The organism is Lacisediminimonas sp., assembly GCF_030645335.1.
GTDB lineage: Bacteria > Pseudomonadota > Gammaproteobacteria > Burkholderiales > Burkholderiaceae_D > Lacisediminimonas.
In genome coordinates this window covers 1-17,201 of the sequence record NZ_JAUSNH010000117.1, presented here as the reverse complement: position 1 = coordinate 17,201, position 17,201 = coordinate 1, and the positions used below count along the sequence as shown (strand labels likewise).

Genomic DNA, 17,201 nt, shown 5'->3' with positions numbered 1-17,201 from the left:
GATTTCAGAAACCGAGTACCGGCACCAGGTCGAGGAAGACATCAAGCCGTTCCGCGACGTCCTGCTGGGCCTGTTCTTCATCACGGTCGGCATGCTGCTCAACATCCGCCTGGTGCTGGAAAACTGGTGGTTGGTACTGCTGCTGCTGGTGATTCCGGTGCTGTTGAAATTCGGCTTGATTGCCGTGCTGGCCCGCCTGTTTGGCGCTTCGCCGGGCGTGGCGATCCGTACTGGCCTGGGGCTCGCGCAAGCGGGCGAATTCGGTTTCGTGCTGCTGACCCTGATTGGCGGCCTGAAGCTGGTCGATCCGTTCCTGGTGCAGTTGGTGCTGGCATCGATGGTGCTGTCGATGCTGCTGGCGCCGTTTATGCTGAGCAAGATGGATGTCATTGCACTGAAATTCTCTGCCAACGAGTGGATGATGCAATCGGTGGCGCTGACGCAAATTGCCGCGCGCAGCATGAACACCCAGCGCCACGTGGTGATTGCGGGCTTTGGACGCAGCGGGCAGAGCCTGGCCAGGCTGCTGGAGGAGGAGGGGATTGCCTACCATGCGCTCGACCTCGATCCGGAACGGGTACAGGAAGCCCAGGGCGCGGGGGCATCGGTTTCGTACGGTGATGCTTCGCGCCGGGAAAGCCTGGTGGCAGCAGGTATCCATCGTGCCGCCGCGCTGATCATTACCTACGCCGATACCGCATCAGCGCTCAAGCTGCTGCACCATGCGCACGAGCTGGCGCCAATGCTGCCCGTTGTGGTTCGCAGCTACGATGACTCGGACATTGAGAAACTGATGGCAGGCGGTGCGAGCGAAGTCGTACCGGAAGCCATCGAGGGCAGCCTGATGCTGGCGTCGCACGCCCTGTTGATCATGGGCGTACCGCTGCGCAAGGTGGTGCACCGTGTGCAGGCGGCCAGGGGTGAACGCTACGTCTCCCTGCGGGGTTACTTCCACGGGCAGGGTGACCAGGCGGATGACGGCGATCAGCTCAACATCCGCTTGCATTCGGTGTTCCTGGGGCAGCATGCCCGCAGCATTGGCCGGGCATTGAACACACTCAATTTGCAGGAATTGGGCGCCGAAATTACCGCGATACGACGCGGCAAGACCAGGATTGCGATATCTGTTGCCACGGTGCTGGAAGCGGGCGACATCGTGGTTTTGCGCGGCGGCAGCGAAGGGATCGCGCGGGCGGAAGCCCGCTTGCTGGGCGCCTGAGCCCGGCCACGGCGGGACTCAGGCGCACTGCCGTCACTTTTTCTTTTTCAACAAAGGCCCAAGGTATTTCCCGGTGAAACTGGCCGGATTGTCGCCGACCTCTTCCGGGGTTCCCTGGGCAATGATCTCGCCACCGCCCGCACCACCTTCGGGGCCTAAATCCACGACCCAGTCGGCAGTCTTGATGACATCCAGGTTGTGTTCAATGATGACCACCGTATTGCCTTGGTCGCGCAGGCGATGGATTACCTTCAGCAGCAGGTCGATGTCATGGAAATGCAGGCCTGTGGTCGGTTCATCCAGGATGTACAGCGTGCGTCCGGTGTCGCGCTTGGACAATTCGAGCGACAGCTTTACGCGCTGCGCCTCGCCACCGGACAAGGTCGTCGCACTTTGGCCAAGCCGGATGTAGCCCAGTCCGACGTCGAGCAAGGTTTGCAGCTTGCGGGCAATGATGGGGACCGGCTTGAAGAACACATGCGCGTCTTCGACCGTCATGTCGAGTACCTGGGTAATGTTCTTGCCCTTGTATTGGACTTCCAGTGTTTCACGGTTGTAGCGTTTGCCGTGGCAGACGTCGCAGGGAACGTAGACATCCGGCAGGAAGTGCATCTCCACCGTCAGCACGCCATCGCCCTGGCAAGCCTCGCAACGGCCACCTTTCACGTTGAACGAGAATCGTCCTGCCGAATAGCCGCGCTCCTTGGCGGTTGGCACGGTCGAGAACAGGTCGCGAATCGGCGTGAATACACCCGTGTAGGTCGCCGGATTGGAGCGCGGCGTGCGCCCGATCGGCGCCTGGTCGACCGCAATCACCTTGTCGAAGTGTTCCATTCCTGAAACCGATTCGTGCATCGACGGCTCCGCATGCGAGCCGTACAGATGGCGCGATGCGCTCAGGTAAAGCGTGTCATTGACCAGTGACGATTTGCCCGAACCGGAAACGCCGGTCACGCAGGTCAGCAGGCCGACCGGTAAGCGGAAGTTGACCGACTTCAGGTTGTTTCCGGAGGCGCCGGTGATGATCAATTGGCGCTGCGGATCTGGCGGCGTGCGTTTTTTTGGCACCTTGATCTCGAAGTTCCCGTTCAGGTACTGCGCGGTCAGGGATTTCTTGTTTTTGAGGATATCGGCCAGGGTGCCTTCGGCGATCAATTCGCCGCCATGCACGCCTGCGCCCAAGCCCATGTCGACGATATAGTCGGCGCTGCGGATGGCGTCTTCATCATGCTCCACCACCAGCACGCTGTTGCCGATGTCGCGCAAATGCTTCAGGGTCTCGATCAGACGATCGTTGTCGCGCTGGTGCAGTCCGATCGACGGCTCGTCGAGCACGTACATCACACCAGTCAGTCCGGAGCCGATCTGCGACGCCAGCCGGATGCGCTGCGCCTCGCCGCCGGACAGGGTGTCGGCACTGCGCTCCAGCGAAAGATAGTCAAGGCCGACATTATTCAGGAATCGCAGCCGCGACACGATTTCCTTGATGATGCGATCGGCGATATCGCGCTTGGCACCGGTCAGCGTCAGGTTCTCGAAAAATTCCAGCGTCTCGCGCAGCGGCGTTGCCGCCACTTCAAAAATCGCGCGCTCCTGGTCGCCATTCCCGACCTTGACGAAGCGGGCTTCGATCCTCAAGCGGCTGCCGTCGCAGGCCGGACAGGATTTTTCGCTGATGAATTTCGCCAGCTCTTCTTTCACCGCCATCGAGTCGGTTTCACGGTAGCGGCGCTGCAGGTTGTGAACAATCCCTTCGAACGTATGTTCCCGCACGACGGCACGGCCGCGCTCGTTCAGGTAGGTGAACGGAATGGCTTGTTTGCCTGAACCGAACAGGATCACCTGCTGTGCCTTCTCTGGGAGTTGTTCGAACGGCGTGTCGAGGTCGAACTCATAGTAAGCCCCGAGCGCTGTCAACATCTGGAAATAGAACTGGTTGCGACGATCCCAGCCTTTCACCGCACCCGAGGCCAGCGACAGGTTGGGGAAGGCGACGATCCGTTTCGGATCGAAAAATTCGATGTGGCCGAGTCCGTCGCACTCCGGGCAGGCGCCCATCGGGTTATTGAACGAGAACAGCCGCGGTTCCAGTTCTTGCAGCGAATAGCCGCAGATGGCGCACGCGAATTTGCTCGAATACAAATGCTCGGTGCCGGTATCCAGTTCCTGCGCGATCGCACGGCCGTCGGCCAGGCGCAGCGCGGTTTCGAAGCTCTCGGCCAGGCGTTGCTTGATGTCGGCCTTTACTTTCACCCGGTCAACGACAACGTCGATGGTGTGCTTTTCGGTTTTTTTCAGCTTCGGCAAGTCATCGGACTCGACGATGCGCGTCTTGCCGGTGCCGCTTTGCACACGGAAACGCACAAAGCCCTGCGCCTGCATCTGCTCGAACAGATCGACATGCTCGCCCTTGCGGTTGGCAACAACCGGCGCCAGTATCATCAACCGCGTGTCTTCCGGCAATTGCAATACCGCGTCGACCATCTGCGACACCGATTGCGCCGCCAGCGCATGAACCGGATGACTCGGACAGTAGGGCGTGCCGACCCGCGCATACAGCAGCCGCAGGTAGTCATGTATCTCAGTCACCGTGCCCACCGTGGAGCGCGGATTGTGCGAGGTCGCCTTTTGCTCGATGGAAATCGCAGGCGACAAGCCTTCGATCAAGTCGACATCGGGCTTTTCCATCAATTGCAGGAATTGACGGGCATAAGCAGACAGCGACTCCACATAGCGACGTTGCCCTTCTGCATACAAGGTGTCGAATGCGAGCGACGATTTGCCTGACCCGGAAAGGCCGGTGATCACGATCAGTTTGTTGCGTGGCAGGTCGAGACTGATGTTCTTCAGATTGTGCGTACGTGCACCTCGAATGCGGATTTCTTCCATGACGGCTTTCGCGTAAGGCGCACGATTGGTGGTGGCAGGGCGTGCGCCGGGTAAATGGGCCAACCTGCTACTATAGCGGGTTTTAAACGAGTCGTTACGGTTACCCCTGACCACCCGACTCCGACGCGGATCTCCGGCCGATAATCGTTTCCAACATGGCATCAATCCCTACCCCGCTCATCGCCTCACCCATGTCGGCCCTCGAAATTCGTGCCAGCGTATCGCTGGCCTCGATCTTCGCGCTGCGCATGCTCGGCTTGTTCCTGATCCTGCCGGTATTTGCCATACACGCACAAACCCTGCCCGGCGGCGCCAGCGCAACCATGGTCGGACTGGCGCTGGGCATCTACGGATTGACGCAGTCATTCGGCCAGATACCGCTTGGTGCGGCCTCTGACCGGTACGGCCGCAAGCGCATCATCGTGATCGGGCTGCTGCTGTTTGCAATCGGTTCGCTGATCTGCGCCCTGGCTGACGACATCTACTGGGTGATTGCGGGCAGGGCCGTGCAGGGGGCGGGTGCGATTTCTGCGGCGGTCACCGCATTCATCGCCGACGCTACCCGCGAAGAACACCGTACCAAGGCAATGGCCATGGTGGGCGGCTCGATCGGTCTGACGTTTGCCGGTTCGCTGGTTGGCGCACCCTTGCTGTATGACTGGATCGGCATGGCGGGCATGTTCTATCTGATCGCCATCCTGTCGATTGCCGCGATTTTCGTGGTCCTCTACATCACGCCGGAAGCGCCGCCCTTGCCCAAAAAGCCGGCGTCTTTCACCGAGGTGCTGCGCGACCCTGAACTGATGCGACTCAATTACGGCGTATTTGCGCTGCATGTGACGCAAATGGCCATGTTCGTGGTCGTGCCATCCGCCCTGGTCAGCCAGTTGGGATTGCCGGTGCAAGAACACTGGAAGGTCTACCTGCCGGTTGTGCTGGTTTCCTTTGCCTTGATGCTGCCGCCGATTTTCATCGGCGAAAAGCGCGGCATGATGAAGCAGGTATTCGTGGCGGCCATTGCGCTGTTGGTGCTGGTCCAGGTGGCAATGGGAGTGGTGTTCATGATTGCCGGTACGCCGGCCTGGATGCTGGTGGTCATGTTGTTGCTGTTTTTTATCGCATTCAACGTGCTGGAAGCGACCCAGCCTTCGCTGGTGTCCCGGATTGCACCGGCTGCCGGCAGGGGGGCGGCGCTGGGCGTGTACAACACATTGCAGGCGCTCGGCCTGTTTTGCGGCGGTGCGCTGGGTGGCTGGCTGGTGCAGAACGTCGGGCCGGCATCGGTCTTTATCCTGGGCACTGTGCTGAGCTTGGCGTGGCTTATAATCGCCGCTAACATGAAGAACCTGCCGCGGCGCAGCCAGCACCTGGCGCCCACGGCCTAACGGAGAGAACTATGGCATCGGTAAACAAGGTAATCATCGTAGGCAACCTCGGTCGTGATCCGGAGACGCGCTACATGCCCAGCGGCGACGCCATGACGACCATCGCCGTCGCTACGACGGACAGCTGGAAAGACAAGACCTCGGGCGAGAAAAAAGAGCAGACCGAATGGCATCGCATCACGTTCTTCGGCAAGCTCGCGGAAATCGCTGCGCAGTACCTGAAAAAAGGTTCGCAGGTCTACATTGAAGGCAGCCTGCGCACGCGCAAGTACACCGACAAGGATGGCGTCGAAAAGTATGCTACCGACATCAAGGCCGATACCATGCAGATGCTGGGAAGCCGCCAGGGTGCGGGCGGCAACGGCCCGCAGACCGACGACAGCTACGGCGGCGGTGCGCCGCGGCAGGCAGCGCCGGCGGCTGCAGCAAATCGTCCCGCGGCCTCGCGTCCGGCGCCGAATTTCTCGGACATGGACGACGACATTCCATTCTGATCCGCAAGCTCCCGTCAGGTATCCGCTACCGGATGCCTGACCAGTAAAGCCGGACCAACGCGAAAGCCGCACATGCATTAAAAAAGGCCGGGAGCAAAAGCTTCCGGCCTTTTTTTCAGGTTCGACCCACTGCGGGTCGGCTGGATCAGCGTGGCAGCACGCTGCTGCCCATCAGGTGCTCGTCGACAGCGCGCGCGCACTGCCGGCCTTCGCGAATCGCCCACACCACCAGGGACTGGCCGCGCCGCATGTCGCCCGCAGCAAACACCTTGTCTACCGAGGTCTTGTAGCAACCCTCGCCGTCGGTGCTCGCCTTCGCGTTGCCACGTGCATCTTTCTCCAAACCGAATGCATCGAGCACCTGGCCAACCGGTGCGACAAAACCCATCGCCAGCAGGACCAGGTCGGCCTTCATCTCGATTTCAGAGTCCGGCACTTCCTGCATCTTGCCGTCTTTCCATTCGACGCGCGCTGCGATCAGCTTTTCCACCGTGCCGTTCTTGCCTTCCACCCGTTTGGTGGCGATGGCCCAGTCGCGCTCGCAGCCTTCTTCATGGGAAGAGGAGGTGCGCATCTTGATCGGCCAGTACGGCCAGACCATCGGCTTGTCTTCCTGCTCCGGCGGCTGCGGCATCAGTTCGAACTGGGTCACTGAAGCTGCGCCCTGGCGGTTGGATGTGCCGACGCAGTCGGAACCGGTGTCGCCGCCGCCGATGACAATGACGTGCTTGCCGGTTGCTACGATCTGGTCCTTGAGTTTGTCGCCCGCATTGACCTTGTTTTGCAAGGGCAGGAACTCCATGGCGAAATGCACGCCCTTGAGTTCGCGGCCCGGTACCGGAAGGTCGCGCGGCTGCTCTGCGCCGCCGGCCAGGATGATGGCGTCGAAGTCGCTCTGCAGTTGCTCATGCGAGATGGTTTCTTGTGCATCGTTCTGCACTTTTGCCGGAAAATCGCGGCCAACCAGCACGCCGGTACGGAAGCGAACGCCTTCGGCCTGCATCTGCTCGACACGGCGGTCGATCGATGACTTTTCCATCTTGAAGTCGGGAATGCCATAGCGCAGCAATCCGCCGATCCGGCTATTTTTTTCGAACACTGTCACATCATGGCCGACGCGCGCCAACTGCTGGGCCGCCGCCAGTCCGGCTGGCCCGGAGCCGACTACCGCGACCTTCTTGCCGGTGCGTTGGGCAGCGGGAGCGGGAACCACCCAGCCGTTTTCCCAGCCCTTGTCGATAATGAAGTGCTCGATCGACTTGATGCCGACCGCTTCACTGTTGATATTCAGCGTGCAGGCGGATTCGCACGGCGCCGGACAAATGCGGCCGGTAAATTCGGGGAAGTTATTGGTCGAATGCAGGTTGTCCAGCGCTTCGCGGTAATTGCCCCGATATACGAGGTCGTTCCAGTCCGGAATGATGTTGTTGACCGGGCAGCCGCTGGTGCAGAACGGGATGCCGCAATCCATGCAGCGTGCCCCTTGCACCTTGGCCTGGTCGTCGCTCAGGTGCATGACGAATTCCTTGTAATGCTTGAGCCGCGATGTGGTCGCCTCGCTGGCCTCTTGCAATCGCTGGAATTCCAGAAAACCGGTTACTTTTCCCATTTTTCACTCACGTTTTTTCTTGCTGCACGGCATCGGTCACCTGCGACCGATGCCGATGCTCGGGTTGATCGTTATGCTGCGACTTTTTCGGATTCCGCCTTGGTGCGGGCCGCATCGAGTTCTAGCAAGGCGCGCTTGTATTCCGTCGGGAAGATCTTGACGAATTTGGCGCGCGCATTGGTCCAGTCATCGAGCAGGGCACGGGCGCGCGTGCTGCCGGTGTACTTGAAATGGCGCTCGATCAGTCCGCGCAGGATGGCTTCATCGTGCTGGACCTCGCCGTCACGGATCACGCTGTGCCAGGCCGCGCGCGGCAGCTTGGCGTCTTGCTCGGCCGCAGCCAGCACAGGCTCGAGTGCGACCATGGCCGTGTTGCATTTGAGCGCGAAGTCGCCGTCCGGATCATAGACATAGGCAATGCCGCCTGACATGCCGGCCGCAAAATTGCGCCCTGTGCTGCCGAGCACCACGACGGTGCCGCCCGTCATGTATTCGCAGCCGTGATCGCCGGTGCCTTCGACAACCGCTGCCGCTCCCGAATTGCGCACCGCAAAACGTTCGCCGGCAACACCGTTGAAATACGCATCGCCGGCGATGGCGCCGTACAGCACGGTATTGCCGACCACGATGTTGTCGACAGCGCGGCCGCGAAACTCGTTGTTCGGACGCACGATGATGCGACCGCCCGACAGGCCCTTGCCGACATAGTCGTTGCCCTCACCGACGAGATCGAAGGTAATGCCGTTGGCAAGGAATGCACCGAAGGACTGGCCGGCGGTGCCGTGCAACTGGATGTGGATGGTGTCGTCCGGCAGCCCCTCATGGCCGTAGCGTCGGGCCACTTCGCCAGACAACATGGTGCCCACCGTACGGTTGACGTTCTTGACCGGGGAAATGAACGAAACGCGCTCGCCTTTCTCCAGTGCGGTGCGTGCTTGTGCGATCAGTTTGTGATCGAGCGCGCGCTCCAGGCCATGATCCTGCTCTTCAACCTGATAACGCGGTTCGGTTGCTGGCATGTCCGGTTGATGGAATATGCGCGAGAAGTCCAGGCCACGTGCTTTCCAGTGGGCGACCGCCTTGGAACGGTCCAGCAGGTCGGAACGGCCGATCAGCTCGTTGTAGGTCCGGATGCCGAGTTGCGCCATCAACTGGCGCGCTTCTTCTGCGACGAAGAAGAAGTAGTTCACCACGTACTCCGGCTTGCCGGAGAATCGTGCGCGCAGTACCGGGTCTTGCGTGGCAACGCCGACCGGACAGGTATTGAGGTGGCACTTGCGCATCATGATGCAGCCTTCGGCAACCAGCGGCGCCGTCGCAAAGCCGACTTCGTCAGCGCCCAGCATGGCAGCGATCACGACGTCGCGGCCAGTCTTGATCTGGCCATCGGTCTGTACGCGGATCCGGCTGCGCAGGCGGTTCAGGACCAGCGTCTGCTGCGTTTCGGCCAGGCCCAATTCCCAGGGCGAACCGGCGTGCTTGATGGAGGACAGCGGCGATGCGCCAGTGCCGCCGTCGTGACCGGCAATCACGACGTGGTCGGCCTTGGCCTTGGCAACGCCTGCGGCGATCGTGCCAACGCCCACTTCGGACACCAGCTTGACCGAGATTGATGCCCGCGGATTGGCATTTTTCAGATCATGGATCAGTTGCGCCAGGTCTTCAATGGAATAGATGTCATGGTGCGGCGGCGGCGAGATCAGTCCCACGCCCGGAACCGAGAAGCGCAGCTTGGCGATATATTCCGACACCTTGTGTCCGGGCAGTTGTCCGCCCTCGCCAGGCTTGGCGCCCTGCGCCATCTTGATCTGGATCTGGTCGGCCGACACCAGGTATTCCGCTGTCACGCCAAACCGGCCCGACGCCACCTGCTTGATCTTCGAGCGCAATGAATCACCCGCCTGCAGCGGGATGTCGACTTCAATCCGGTCGCGTCCGATGATCGAGGCAATCGTGTCGCCTTGCTTGATCGGAATGCCCTTGAGCTCGTTGCGATAACGCAGTTCGTCTTCACCGCCTTCGCCGGTATTGGACTTGCCGCCGATCCGGTTCATGGCGATGGCCAGCGTCGTATGCGCTTCGGTAGAAATCGAGCCGAGCGACATCGCGCCGGTAGCAAAACGCTTGACGATTTCCTTGGCCGGCTCGACTTCATCGAGGGGAATTGCCTTGGACGGGTCGAGCTTGAATTCGAACAGCCCGCGCAAGGTCATGTGGCGACGCGACTGGTCGTTGATGATCTGCGCATATTCCTTGTAAGTGTTGAAGTTGCCTGATCGGGTGGAGTGCTGCAGCTTGGCGATCGCATCCGGGGTCCACATGTGGTCCTCACCGCGAACCCGGAACGCGTATTCGCCGCCGGCATCGAGCGCGTGCGCCAGTAGCGGATCGCGGCTGAACGCCTGGGCATGCAGGCGTAGCGCTTCTTCGGCGATTTCAAATACGCCGATACCTTCCACATTGGAGGACGTGCCCTTGAAGTACTTGTTGACCAGGATGCTGTTCAGGCCGATTGCTTCAAAGATCTGGGCGCCACAGTAGGACATGTAGGTGGAGATGCCCATCTTCGACATCACTTTCATCAAGCCCTTGCCGACCGCCTTCTGGAAGTTGTAGATCGCTTTTTCCGGCGACAGGTCGCCGGACAGGCCTTTTGCCATTTCCGCCAGCGTATCGAGTGCCAGGTAGGGGTGGATGGCTTCGGCGCCATAGCCGGCCAGCAGCGCGAAGTGATGCGTCTCGCGTGCCGAGCCGGTTTCGATCACCAGGCCGGTGGATGTACGCAGTCCGCGACTGACCAGATGCAGGTGGATTGCCGATGTCGCCAGCAGCGCAGGAATGGCGACCTGGGTCGCGCTCATCTGGCGATCCGACAGGATCAGGATATTGACGCCGGACTTGACCGCGTCGACCGCCTTGGCGCACAGCGAGGCCAGGCAGGCTTCAATGCCTTCCTTGCCCCAGCTGATTGGATAGCAAATGTCCAATTCATGCGACTTGAACTTGCCGCCAGTGTGCTGGCTGATCTGGCGCAGCTTGACGATGTCGGCGTAATCGAGGATGGGCTGCGAGACTTCCAGCCGCATTGGCGGATTGATGTTGTTGGTATCAAGCAGGTTCGGCTTCGGGCCAATGAATGACACCAGCGACATCACCATGGCTTCCCGGATCGGATCTATTGGCGGGTTGGTGACCTGGGCGAACAACTGCTTGAAGTAGTTATACAGCGGCTTGTTCTTGTTGGACATGACGGCCAGCGGCGAATCATTGCCCATTGAGCCAACCGGCTCGTCGCCGGTGATTGCCATTGGCGACATCAGGAACTTGAGATCTTCCTGCGTATAGCCGAAGGCTTGCTGGCGATCCAGCAACGACACCTCGGACGCTGCTTCAGCTTCGCCGCTCTTGAGTTCGCCCAGCTTGATGCGAACCGATTCGATCCACTGCTTGTAAGGCTTGGCGTTGGCGTAGGTGTCCTTGAGTTCCTTGTCGTCGATGATCCGGCCGGCGTCGAGGTCGATCAGGAACATCTTGCCCGGCTGCAGGCGCCATTTCTGGATGATGCGCGCTTCCGGTATCGGCAGCACGCCGGATTCCGACGCCATCACGACGAGGTCGTCGTCGGTAATGATGTAACGCGCCGGCCGCAAGCCATTGCGGTCCAGCGTACCGCCAATATGGCGGCCATCGGTGAAGGCCATGGCGGCGGGGCCGTCCCACGGCTCCATCATCGCGGCATGGTATTCATAGAAGGCGCGGCGGTTATCGTCCATCAGCGTGTGGTTTTCCCAGGCTTCCGGGATCATCATCATCATTGCTTGCGCAATCGGGTAGCCGGCCATCACCAGCAGTTCGAGCGCGTTGTCGAAGCAGGCTGTGTCGGACTGTCCTTCGTAGATCAGGGGGAAGAGTTTTTGCAGGTCGTCGCCCAGCACGGCGGATTTCATCACGCCTTCGCGCGCCCGCATCCAGTTGAAGTTGCCCTTGACGGTGTTGATCTCGCCGTTGTGGGCAATCAGGCGGTAGGGGTGCGCCAGCGGCCACTCCGGGAAAGTGTTGGTCGAAAAGCGCTGGTGCACCAGGGCCAGCGCCGAAATGCAGCGCGGATCCTGCAAGTCCTTGTAATACACGCCGACCTGGTCGGCCAGCAACAAGCCCTTGTAGACCACGGTACGGGCCGACATGGACGGCACGAAGAATTCCTTGCCGTGCAGCAGGTTCAGGCGCTGGATCGCATGGCCCGATGCTTTGCGGATGATATAGAGCTTTCGCTCCAGTGCGTCGGTCACCATGATGTCCGGGCCGCGACCGATGAAGATCTGACGGATCACCGGCTCTTTGGCGCGCACCGTTGGCGACATCGGCATGTCGTGGTCGATGGCGACATCGCGCCAGCCCAGCACCACCTGGCCTTCGGCCAATACCCTGCGTTCGATTTCCTGCTCACAGGCCATGCGCGAGGCATTTTCTTTTGGCAAGAACACCATGCCCACGCCATATTCGCCTGGCGGCGGCAGGCCCACGCCTTGTTTGGCCATCTCTTCGCGGTAGTACTGATCCGGAACCTGGATCAGGATGCCCGCGCCATCGCCCATCAGCTTGTCGGCACCGACCGCACCCCGATGGTCGAGATTCTTCAGGATCTGCAATCCCTGCTCGACGATGGAATGACTTTTCTTGCCTTTGATATGGGCAATGAAGCCAACCCCACAGGCATCGTGTTCGTTGGCCGGATCGTATAAACCTTGCGCGTGCATAGCCCTGCTCCAATGCTGAAATCAGATCGAACCGAGAGAATAGTGCATGGCCCTGTAGAGTACAAGGAAATAAAATAGGGTCGTACACCAATTAATGCGCGCCTTCGAGACGAGCGAGATTAATTGGGGACGGGATCGTATTGTTTTGGTGCGCCAAGTGCACGACGGCCGGGCGGACGGCCTCTTGGCGCGGGAGCCAGACGCCGGCCGGCCAATTTTTGCAGTGACTCGGCAAACGCAGTCGAGCCGATCGCCCAACCACTGCGCAAGCCGCTTTCGATCAGTGTGATAGTGGAGCCTGGCAGTGCTAGCTCCATCAAGCGACGATAGGCTGCCTCGCGATCGAAGGGCGTATTGCCAAGCGACCAGTAACTCGGGTGGTCGGATACCAGGCTGTCGGGCTGCAGGCCGGCATGGACATGATAACTCGACCAGGGATAGTCGCCCGGCGAGGATCCGAGGCCTTTCCGTACTGGTGCCTCTTCAACGTATTGGCAAGCCGGGAGCAGGTGGCTGGCCGCTTCGATGACGGCCGCCCGAAAGCGTGAGCGCCAGAGCGGGCCGGTGCGGTGGTACTTGCGGTTGTAATAGGGGACATACCGCCGGCCGACCCATTGCATCAGCTTGGATAGCGAATCTGTCGCGGACGGCGTTGCAACCAGAACAATTTCCGACGGCAGCAGAACATAACCGTGAATTGCCACGGCATTAACTTTTGCTGAATTTTTAAGCAGTTCCAAAAAAATAACAAAGTCGGCGTTTTCACGGAAAAAACCAAGCCCATCCAGCGCAGATTGTGCGACCAAATGTGCTTGCTTTATTGCAACAAATCGAGCAGATCGTGCCATCCCGCAATCATTCCTTTTTCTCTATGAGAGTAATGGCTCGCACAGTGTTTTCGGTCAATTTATTTCCTTGGATAAACATTACTAAAAATAAACTATGCGAAAAACGTTTCCGGGCACTAACATCCAGCCCGTTCTGAAGATATACTGAGTGCGTTGCTGTGGATAAAGGGTCGTGAAAGCAAACTTTGGCTAACGTCAATCATTGGTATTAGTTCTATTGTCGAACACTTATCGTTTGCGAATTCACTGTCTTTCAGGAATCTTCTCGTGCACACACCTTGGCGGTTGCAGGTGCACTTGAGGACTTTTTGCGCTTGCCATCCATCAGTGGAGACCGACTGCGCCCGGAATTACGGTAGCACATTCGACCGCCTTCAATCAGTACGAGTCAACGTCACGACCTGCATGCAAAAAAGATTAATCAGATTGTCGGGGAGCCTGTTACTCATGTTCGTCGGAGCGTGTACCGCGATCCAACCCAAGCCGGTATCGGACAAGGATATGTCCGTGCAGACGGCTGCTGATCGTGTTGCCGCGTTCAGGGGGAATGACCCTATCACCGGCCCGCTCACGCTGGAGCAAGCCACGGCGCGCGCTCTCAAGTACAACCTCGACCGCCGCACCAAGCTGATGGAAGAGGCAATCGCCCTGAACCAGCTTGATGTCGCCAAGCTCGACATGCTGCCAAAGCTGGTTGCCCAGTCGGGCTTCTCGTCGCGTGACAGTGACCGCACAACGTTGAGCCGGAATATCGCCACTGGTGAGCTGGTGCCGTCGAACTTCGTTTCGCAAGACCGCACCCATGTGGTCAGCCAATTGGGACTGACCTGGAACATGCTGGAGATGGGGGTCGGCTATCTGAACACCCTGCAAGCAGCCGACCGGGTATTGGTCGCGGCCGAGAAACGGCGCAAGGCAATGCACGTACTGATGCAGGACGTGCGCACCGTGTACTGGCGGGCTGTCAGCGCGCAAAAGCTCAAAGGTGAAGTGCAGCGCATCATCGCCAGTGCCGAAGAGGCGCTGGTGGATTCGCGCAAGACCGAAGAGGAACGCATCCGCAATCCACTGGACGCACTGCGGTATCAGCGCCAGATACTGGAAAACCTGCGGCTGCTGGAATCGATCGAACAGGAACTCTCCAGCGCGCAGATCGAGCTGGCGACATTGATCAACGTGCCCCAGGGGACGGTACTCGAGCTGGTCGACACTGCGTTCAATGTGTCGTCGGAGGCGCTGAAGATCTCGCTGGACCAACTGGAAGAGACCGCCCTGGTCAATAACGCCGATTTGCGCGAACAGCAATACAACGGCCGTATCGCACAGACTGAAACGCGCAAGGTTTTGTACCGGTTATTTCCAAACCTGACCTTCAACTATGGTCTCAATTACGACACGGATTCTTACCTGGTCAACCAGAAGTGGCGTGACGCGGGGGTGCAGGTGTCGTACAGCCTGCTCAATCTGTTTACGGCCGGTACGCAGAAGAAGCTCGCCGAGGCAGGCGTGGCGCTGGCAGACCAGCGTCGCATCGCGGTCCAAATGGCCGTGCTGGCCCAGGTCCATCTCGCACGGCTGCAACTGGCCAATGCGACCAGTCAGTTCGGACGCGCTGACGAAATCTGGAACGTCGACCACAAAATTTCCGACATCGTCATCAATCGCGAAGCGGCACGCGCACAGAGCAAGCTTGAACGTATCAGCAATGAAACAGCGGCCGTTCTCAGTCTGCTGCGCCGCTACCAGGCTGCGGCACAAATGCAGGCTGCCGAGAGCAGGCTCCAGGCCACGCTTGGTGTGGAGCCGCGGATCGGGGGCGTCGATGACATCGGCACCGATGAACTGGCGCAAAAAATCACGCTGCATGGCCTGATCTGGCAGTCAATCATGGCTGATCAGGCCGCGCGCAAGCAAACCAAGGAACAGCAAAGCAAATGAAGCCGATTCAGATCAATTTTCTATTCGCAGGCCTGGTGTTGTTTGCCGCGGCCAGCCCGCACGCCGCGGCGCAAGCGAGCAAGGTGGCGCCGCAGCCGGCTGCGGCTGCTCCTGCCAATGCCCCCGCCGGCAGCATTCAAAAGGCGGTTTCGTCACCGTCTTCACGTTCCAACGTCGAGCGCCAGGAAATACGCGCGCAGTTGTTGCCACGGCGCTACACCACCATCGCCGCTGAAATTGGCGCAAAGGTCAGCAAACTGCCCATCGCAGAAGGCGGGAATTTCCGTGCCGGACAGGCGTTGGTGGTTTTCGATTGTTCGATCCAGCAGGCGCAGATGGGCAAGGCCACCGCCGAGCTCGATGCTGCACAGACGACTTACAAGGCAAATGTCCGGCTCGCTGAACTGAACTCGGTGGGATTGATGGATCTGGATTTGTCAAAGGCAGCGGCTGACCGTGCCCGGGCAGAGGTGGCGGCCAACCAGGCCGTGCTGAGCAAATGCACGATCCCTGCGCCGTATGCAGGCCGCGTCGCCGAGCAGAAGGTGCGTGAACAACAGTATGCACAGGCCGGCCAGCCGCTGCTCGAAATACTGGACGACAGTGTGCTGGAACTGGAATTCCTGGTTCCTTCCAGCTGGCTGACGACGCTGCGCATGGGCGGCGCGTTCAAGGTTGAAATTGACGAGACCAAGAAGTCCTATCCGGCGCGATTAATCCGTATCGGCGCGAGGGTGGATGCGGTAAGCCAGTCGGTAAAGATCGCCGCAGCGATCGATGGCCGTTTTCCCGAGCTGGTTTCAGGAATGAGTGGCCGCGTACGCATTCCAGGAATGGAAAGTCCCTGAAAGTGAAACCAGGTCGAAGACCTGGCCACAGGTGAAGAAAACGATAGAAGTTGCTGTTAAAGCAGGTGGCGACGGGCGCAAATAACCGCGTGAAGCGGGAGGGTAATATGTCAACAAAGAAAACAAGCACTAAGAAATCCACTGCATCTTCCATGGCGAACCCGCCGGGCAAGAAGCAGGACATTGCCGCGTCTGCCGTGCCCCGTGAGACAAAAAAGAAGAAGGGCGGAAAGACCGCACTCAAGCGCCGTGCGCCCGCGCCCATGGTGCTGGAGCAGCGCTTCATGTTCGATGCGGCGGCGATCGATACCGCAGCCGACGTCATGGAGCGGCCGCTGGCCGACGCCAAGCCAGTACCGACGCTGCCCGACACGCTGTCATCGGTCAACATGTTGCTGGACGCTGCGGATGCTACTTCCGCCGCTGCCGCAGCGCTTGCCGAGAGCGCCGACAAAGTCAGCACCGATCGCGATGTTGCCCATGCGGGCGCGGACAGCACAGCCACTGTCGATCCGATCGCAGAGCTCGACAAGCTCATTGCCGAGCGCCCGGAGATTGCGCCCCAGCTTGAGGCGCACAAGGAAATCGTGTTCGTGGACGCTGGCGTTGCGGACTACCAGGACATCATCGGTAGCCTGCGCCCCGGCATCGGCGTGGTCTTGCTCGATCCTGCGCGCGACGCATGGTCGCAGATGACGGAGGCATTGAAGGCTGCCGGCAATGTGTCCGGCGTACATATCATTTCGCATGGCTTTGAAGGCGGTCTGATCTTCAACGGTGTCGCCGTGACGGATGCTGCGCTGGCGGCCCAAAGTGCAGAGCTTGCGCTGTGGAAGCAATACCTGACGCAGGACGCGGACATCCTGTTGTACGGTTGCGAGATCAGCGCCGGAAGCGAAGGCCGTGAATTCATTTCAACCTGGGCAGAATTGACCCAGGCCGACGTGGCGGCATCAAGCGACAGCACCGGTGCTGCAGACCGGGGCGGCAACTGGATACTGGAAGACAGTATTGGCCAGGTCGAGACCAAGACGTTCGCGTTCGACGATTACTCGCAGTTGCTCGTCGTCACCTATAGCACGACCACGCCAGCCGCTGGCACTGTGCTGACGGGAACCGGCACACTGACAGGAAACGTGTCCTGGCAATGGTTCAGGAATAGCAGTAATGCCACCGGGGGCACGGTCGTTGCCAGCGGAGCTGGTGCTTCCGGT

10 protein-coding genes are annotated in these 17,201 nt (G+C 59.8%); 6 read left to right on the top strand and 4 right to left on the bottom strand.

Annotated elements, in window-relative coordinates; translation table 11 throughout:
- Positions 1-1,219: monovalent cation:proton antiporter family protein (locus tag Q7T64_RS08260; protein ID WP_304794163.1), on the top strand; the 1,219-nt coding region annotated here is incomplete at its 5' end.
- Between the two features lie 33 nt (positions 1,220-1,252).
- Here the strand turns inward: Q7T64_RS08260 and uvrA are convergent.
- Positions 1,253-4,108, bottom strand: coding sequence for an excinuclease ABC subunit UvrA (uvrA, locus tag Q7T64_RS08255; protein WP_304794160.1), 2,856 nt, complete (start codon positions 4,106-4,108; stop codon positions 1,253-1,255).
- Between the two features lie 191 nt (positions 4,109-4,299).
- Between uvrA and Q7T64_RS08250 the strand changes: the two genes are divergently transcribed.
- Together Q7T64_RS08250 and ssb are read left to right on the top strand one after the other, a co-directional pair.
- The gene (locus Q7T64_RS08250; RefSeq protein WP_304794157.1) at positions 4,300-5,493 is read left to right on the top strand and encodes an MFS transporter; all 1,194 of its coding nucleotides are present in this window, start codon (positions 4,300-4,302) and stop codon (positions 5,491-5,493) included.
- 11 nt (positions 5,494-5,504) lie between these two features.
- Entirely contained in the window at positions 5,505-5,987 is a 483-nt protein-coding gene (ssb, locus tag Q7T64_RS08245) for a single-stranded DNA-binding protein (protein ID WP_304794154.1), read from the top strand.
- 145 nt (positions 5,988-6,132) lie between these two features.
- Here ssb and Q7T64_RS08240 read toward each other — a convergent pair whose 3' ends face one another.
- The 3 genes from Q7T64_RS08240 to Q7T64_RS08230 all read right to left on the bottom strand — a co-directional run bounded on the left by Q7T64_RS08240 (position 6,133) and on the right by Q7T64_RS08230 (position 13,201).
- On the bottom strand, positions 6,133-7,596 hold the full coding sequence (locus Q7T64_RS08240) for a glutamate synthase subunit beta (protein ID WP_304794150.1): 1,464 nt from the start codon (positions 7,594-7,596) through the stop codon (positions 6,133-6,135).
- A 71-nt stretch (positions 7,597-7,667) separates the two neighbouring features.
- Positions 7,668-12,353 carry a glutamate synthase-related protein gene (locus Q7T64_RS08235; RefSeq protein ID WP_304794147.1) on the bottom strand — a complete coding sequence of 1,562 codons (4,686 nt, stop codon included), beginning with the start codon at positions 12,351-12,353 and terminating at the stop codon, positions 7,668-7,670.
- Between the two features lie 119 nt (positions 12,354-12,472).
- The gene (locus Q7T64_RS08230) at positions 12,473-13,201 is read right to left on the bottom strand and encodes a transposase (protein ID WP_304794144.1); all 729 of its coding nucleotides are present in this window, start codon (positions 13,199-13,201) and stop codon (positions 12,473-12,475) included.
- A 501-nt stretch (positions 13,202-13,702) separates the two neighbouring features.
- Between Q7T64_RS08230 and Q7T64_RS08225 the strand changes: the two genes are divergently transcribed.
- The 3 genes from Q7T64_RS08225 to Q7T64_RS08215 form a co-directional block, all read left to right on the top strand.
- Entirely contained in the window at positions 13,703-15,139 is a 1,437-nt protein-coding gene (locus Q7T64_RS08225; RefSeq protein WP_304794166.1) for a TolC family protein, read from the top strand.
- On the top strand, positions 15,136-15,987 hold the full coding sequence (locus tag Q7T64_RS08220; protein WP_304794141.1) for an efflux RND transporter periplasmic adaptor subunit: 852 nt from the start codon (positions 15,136-15,138) through the stop codon (positions 15,985-15,987). The genes Q7T64_RS08225 and Q7T64_RS08220 overlap by 4 nt, the downstream gene beginning before the upstream one ends.
- Positions 15,988-16,139: 152 nt before the next feature.
- Positions 16,140-17,201: DUF4347 domain-containing protein (locus Q7T64_RS08215; RefSeq protein ID WP_304794139.1), on the top strand; the 1,062-nt coding region annotated here is incomplete at its 3' end.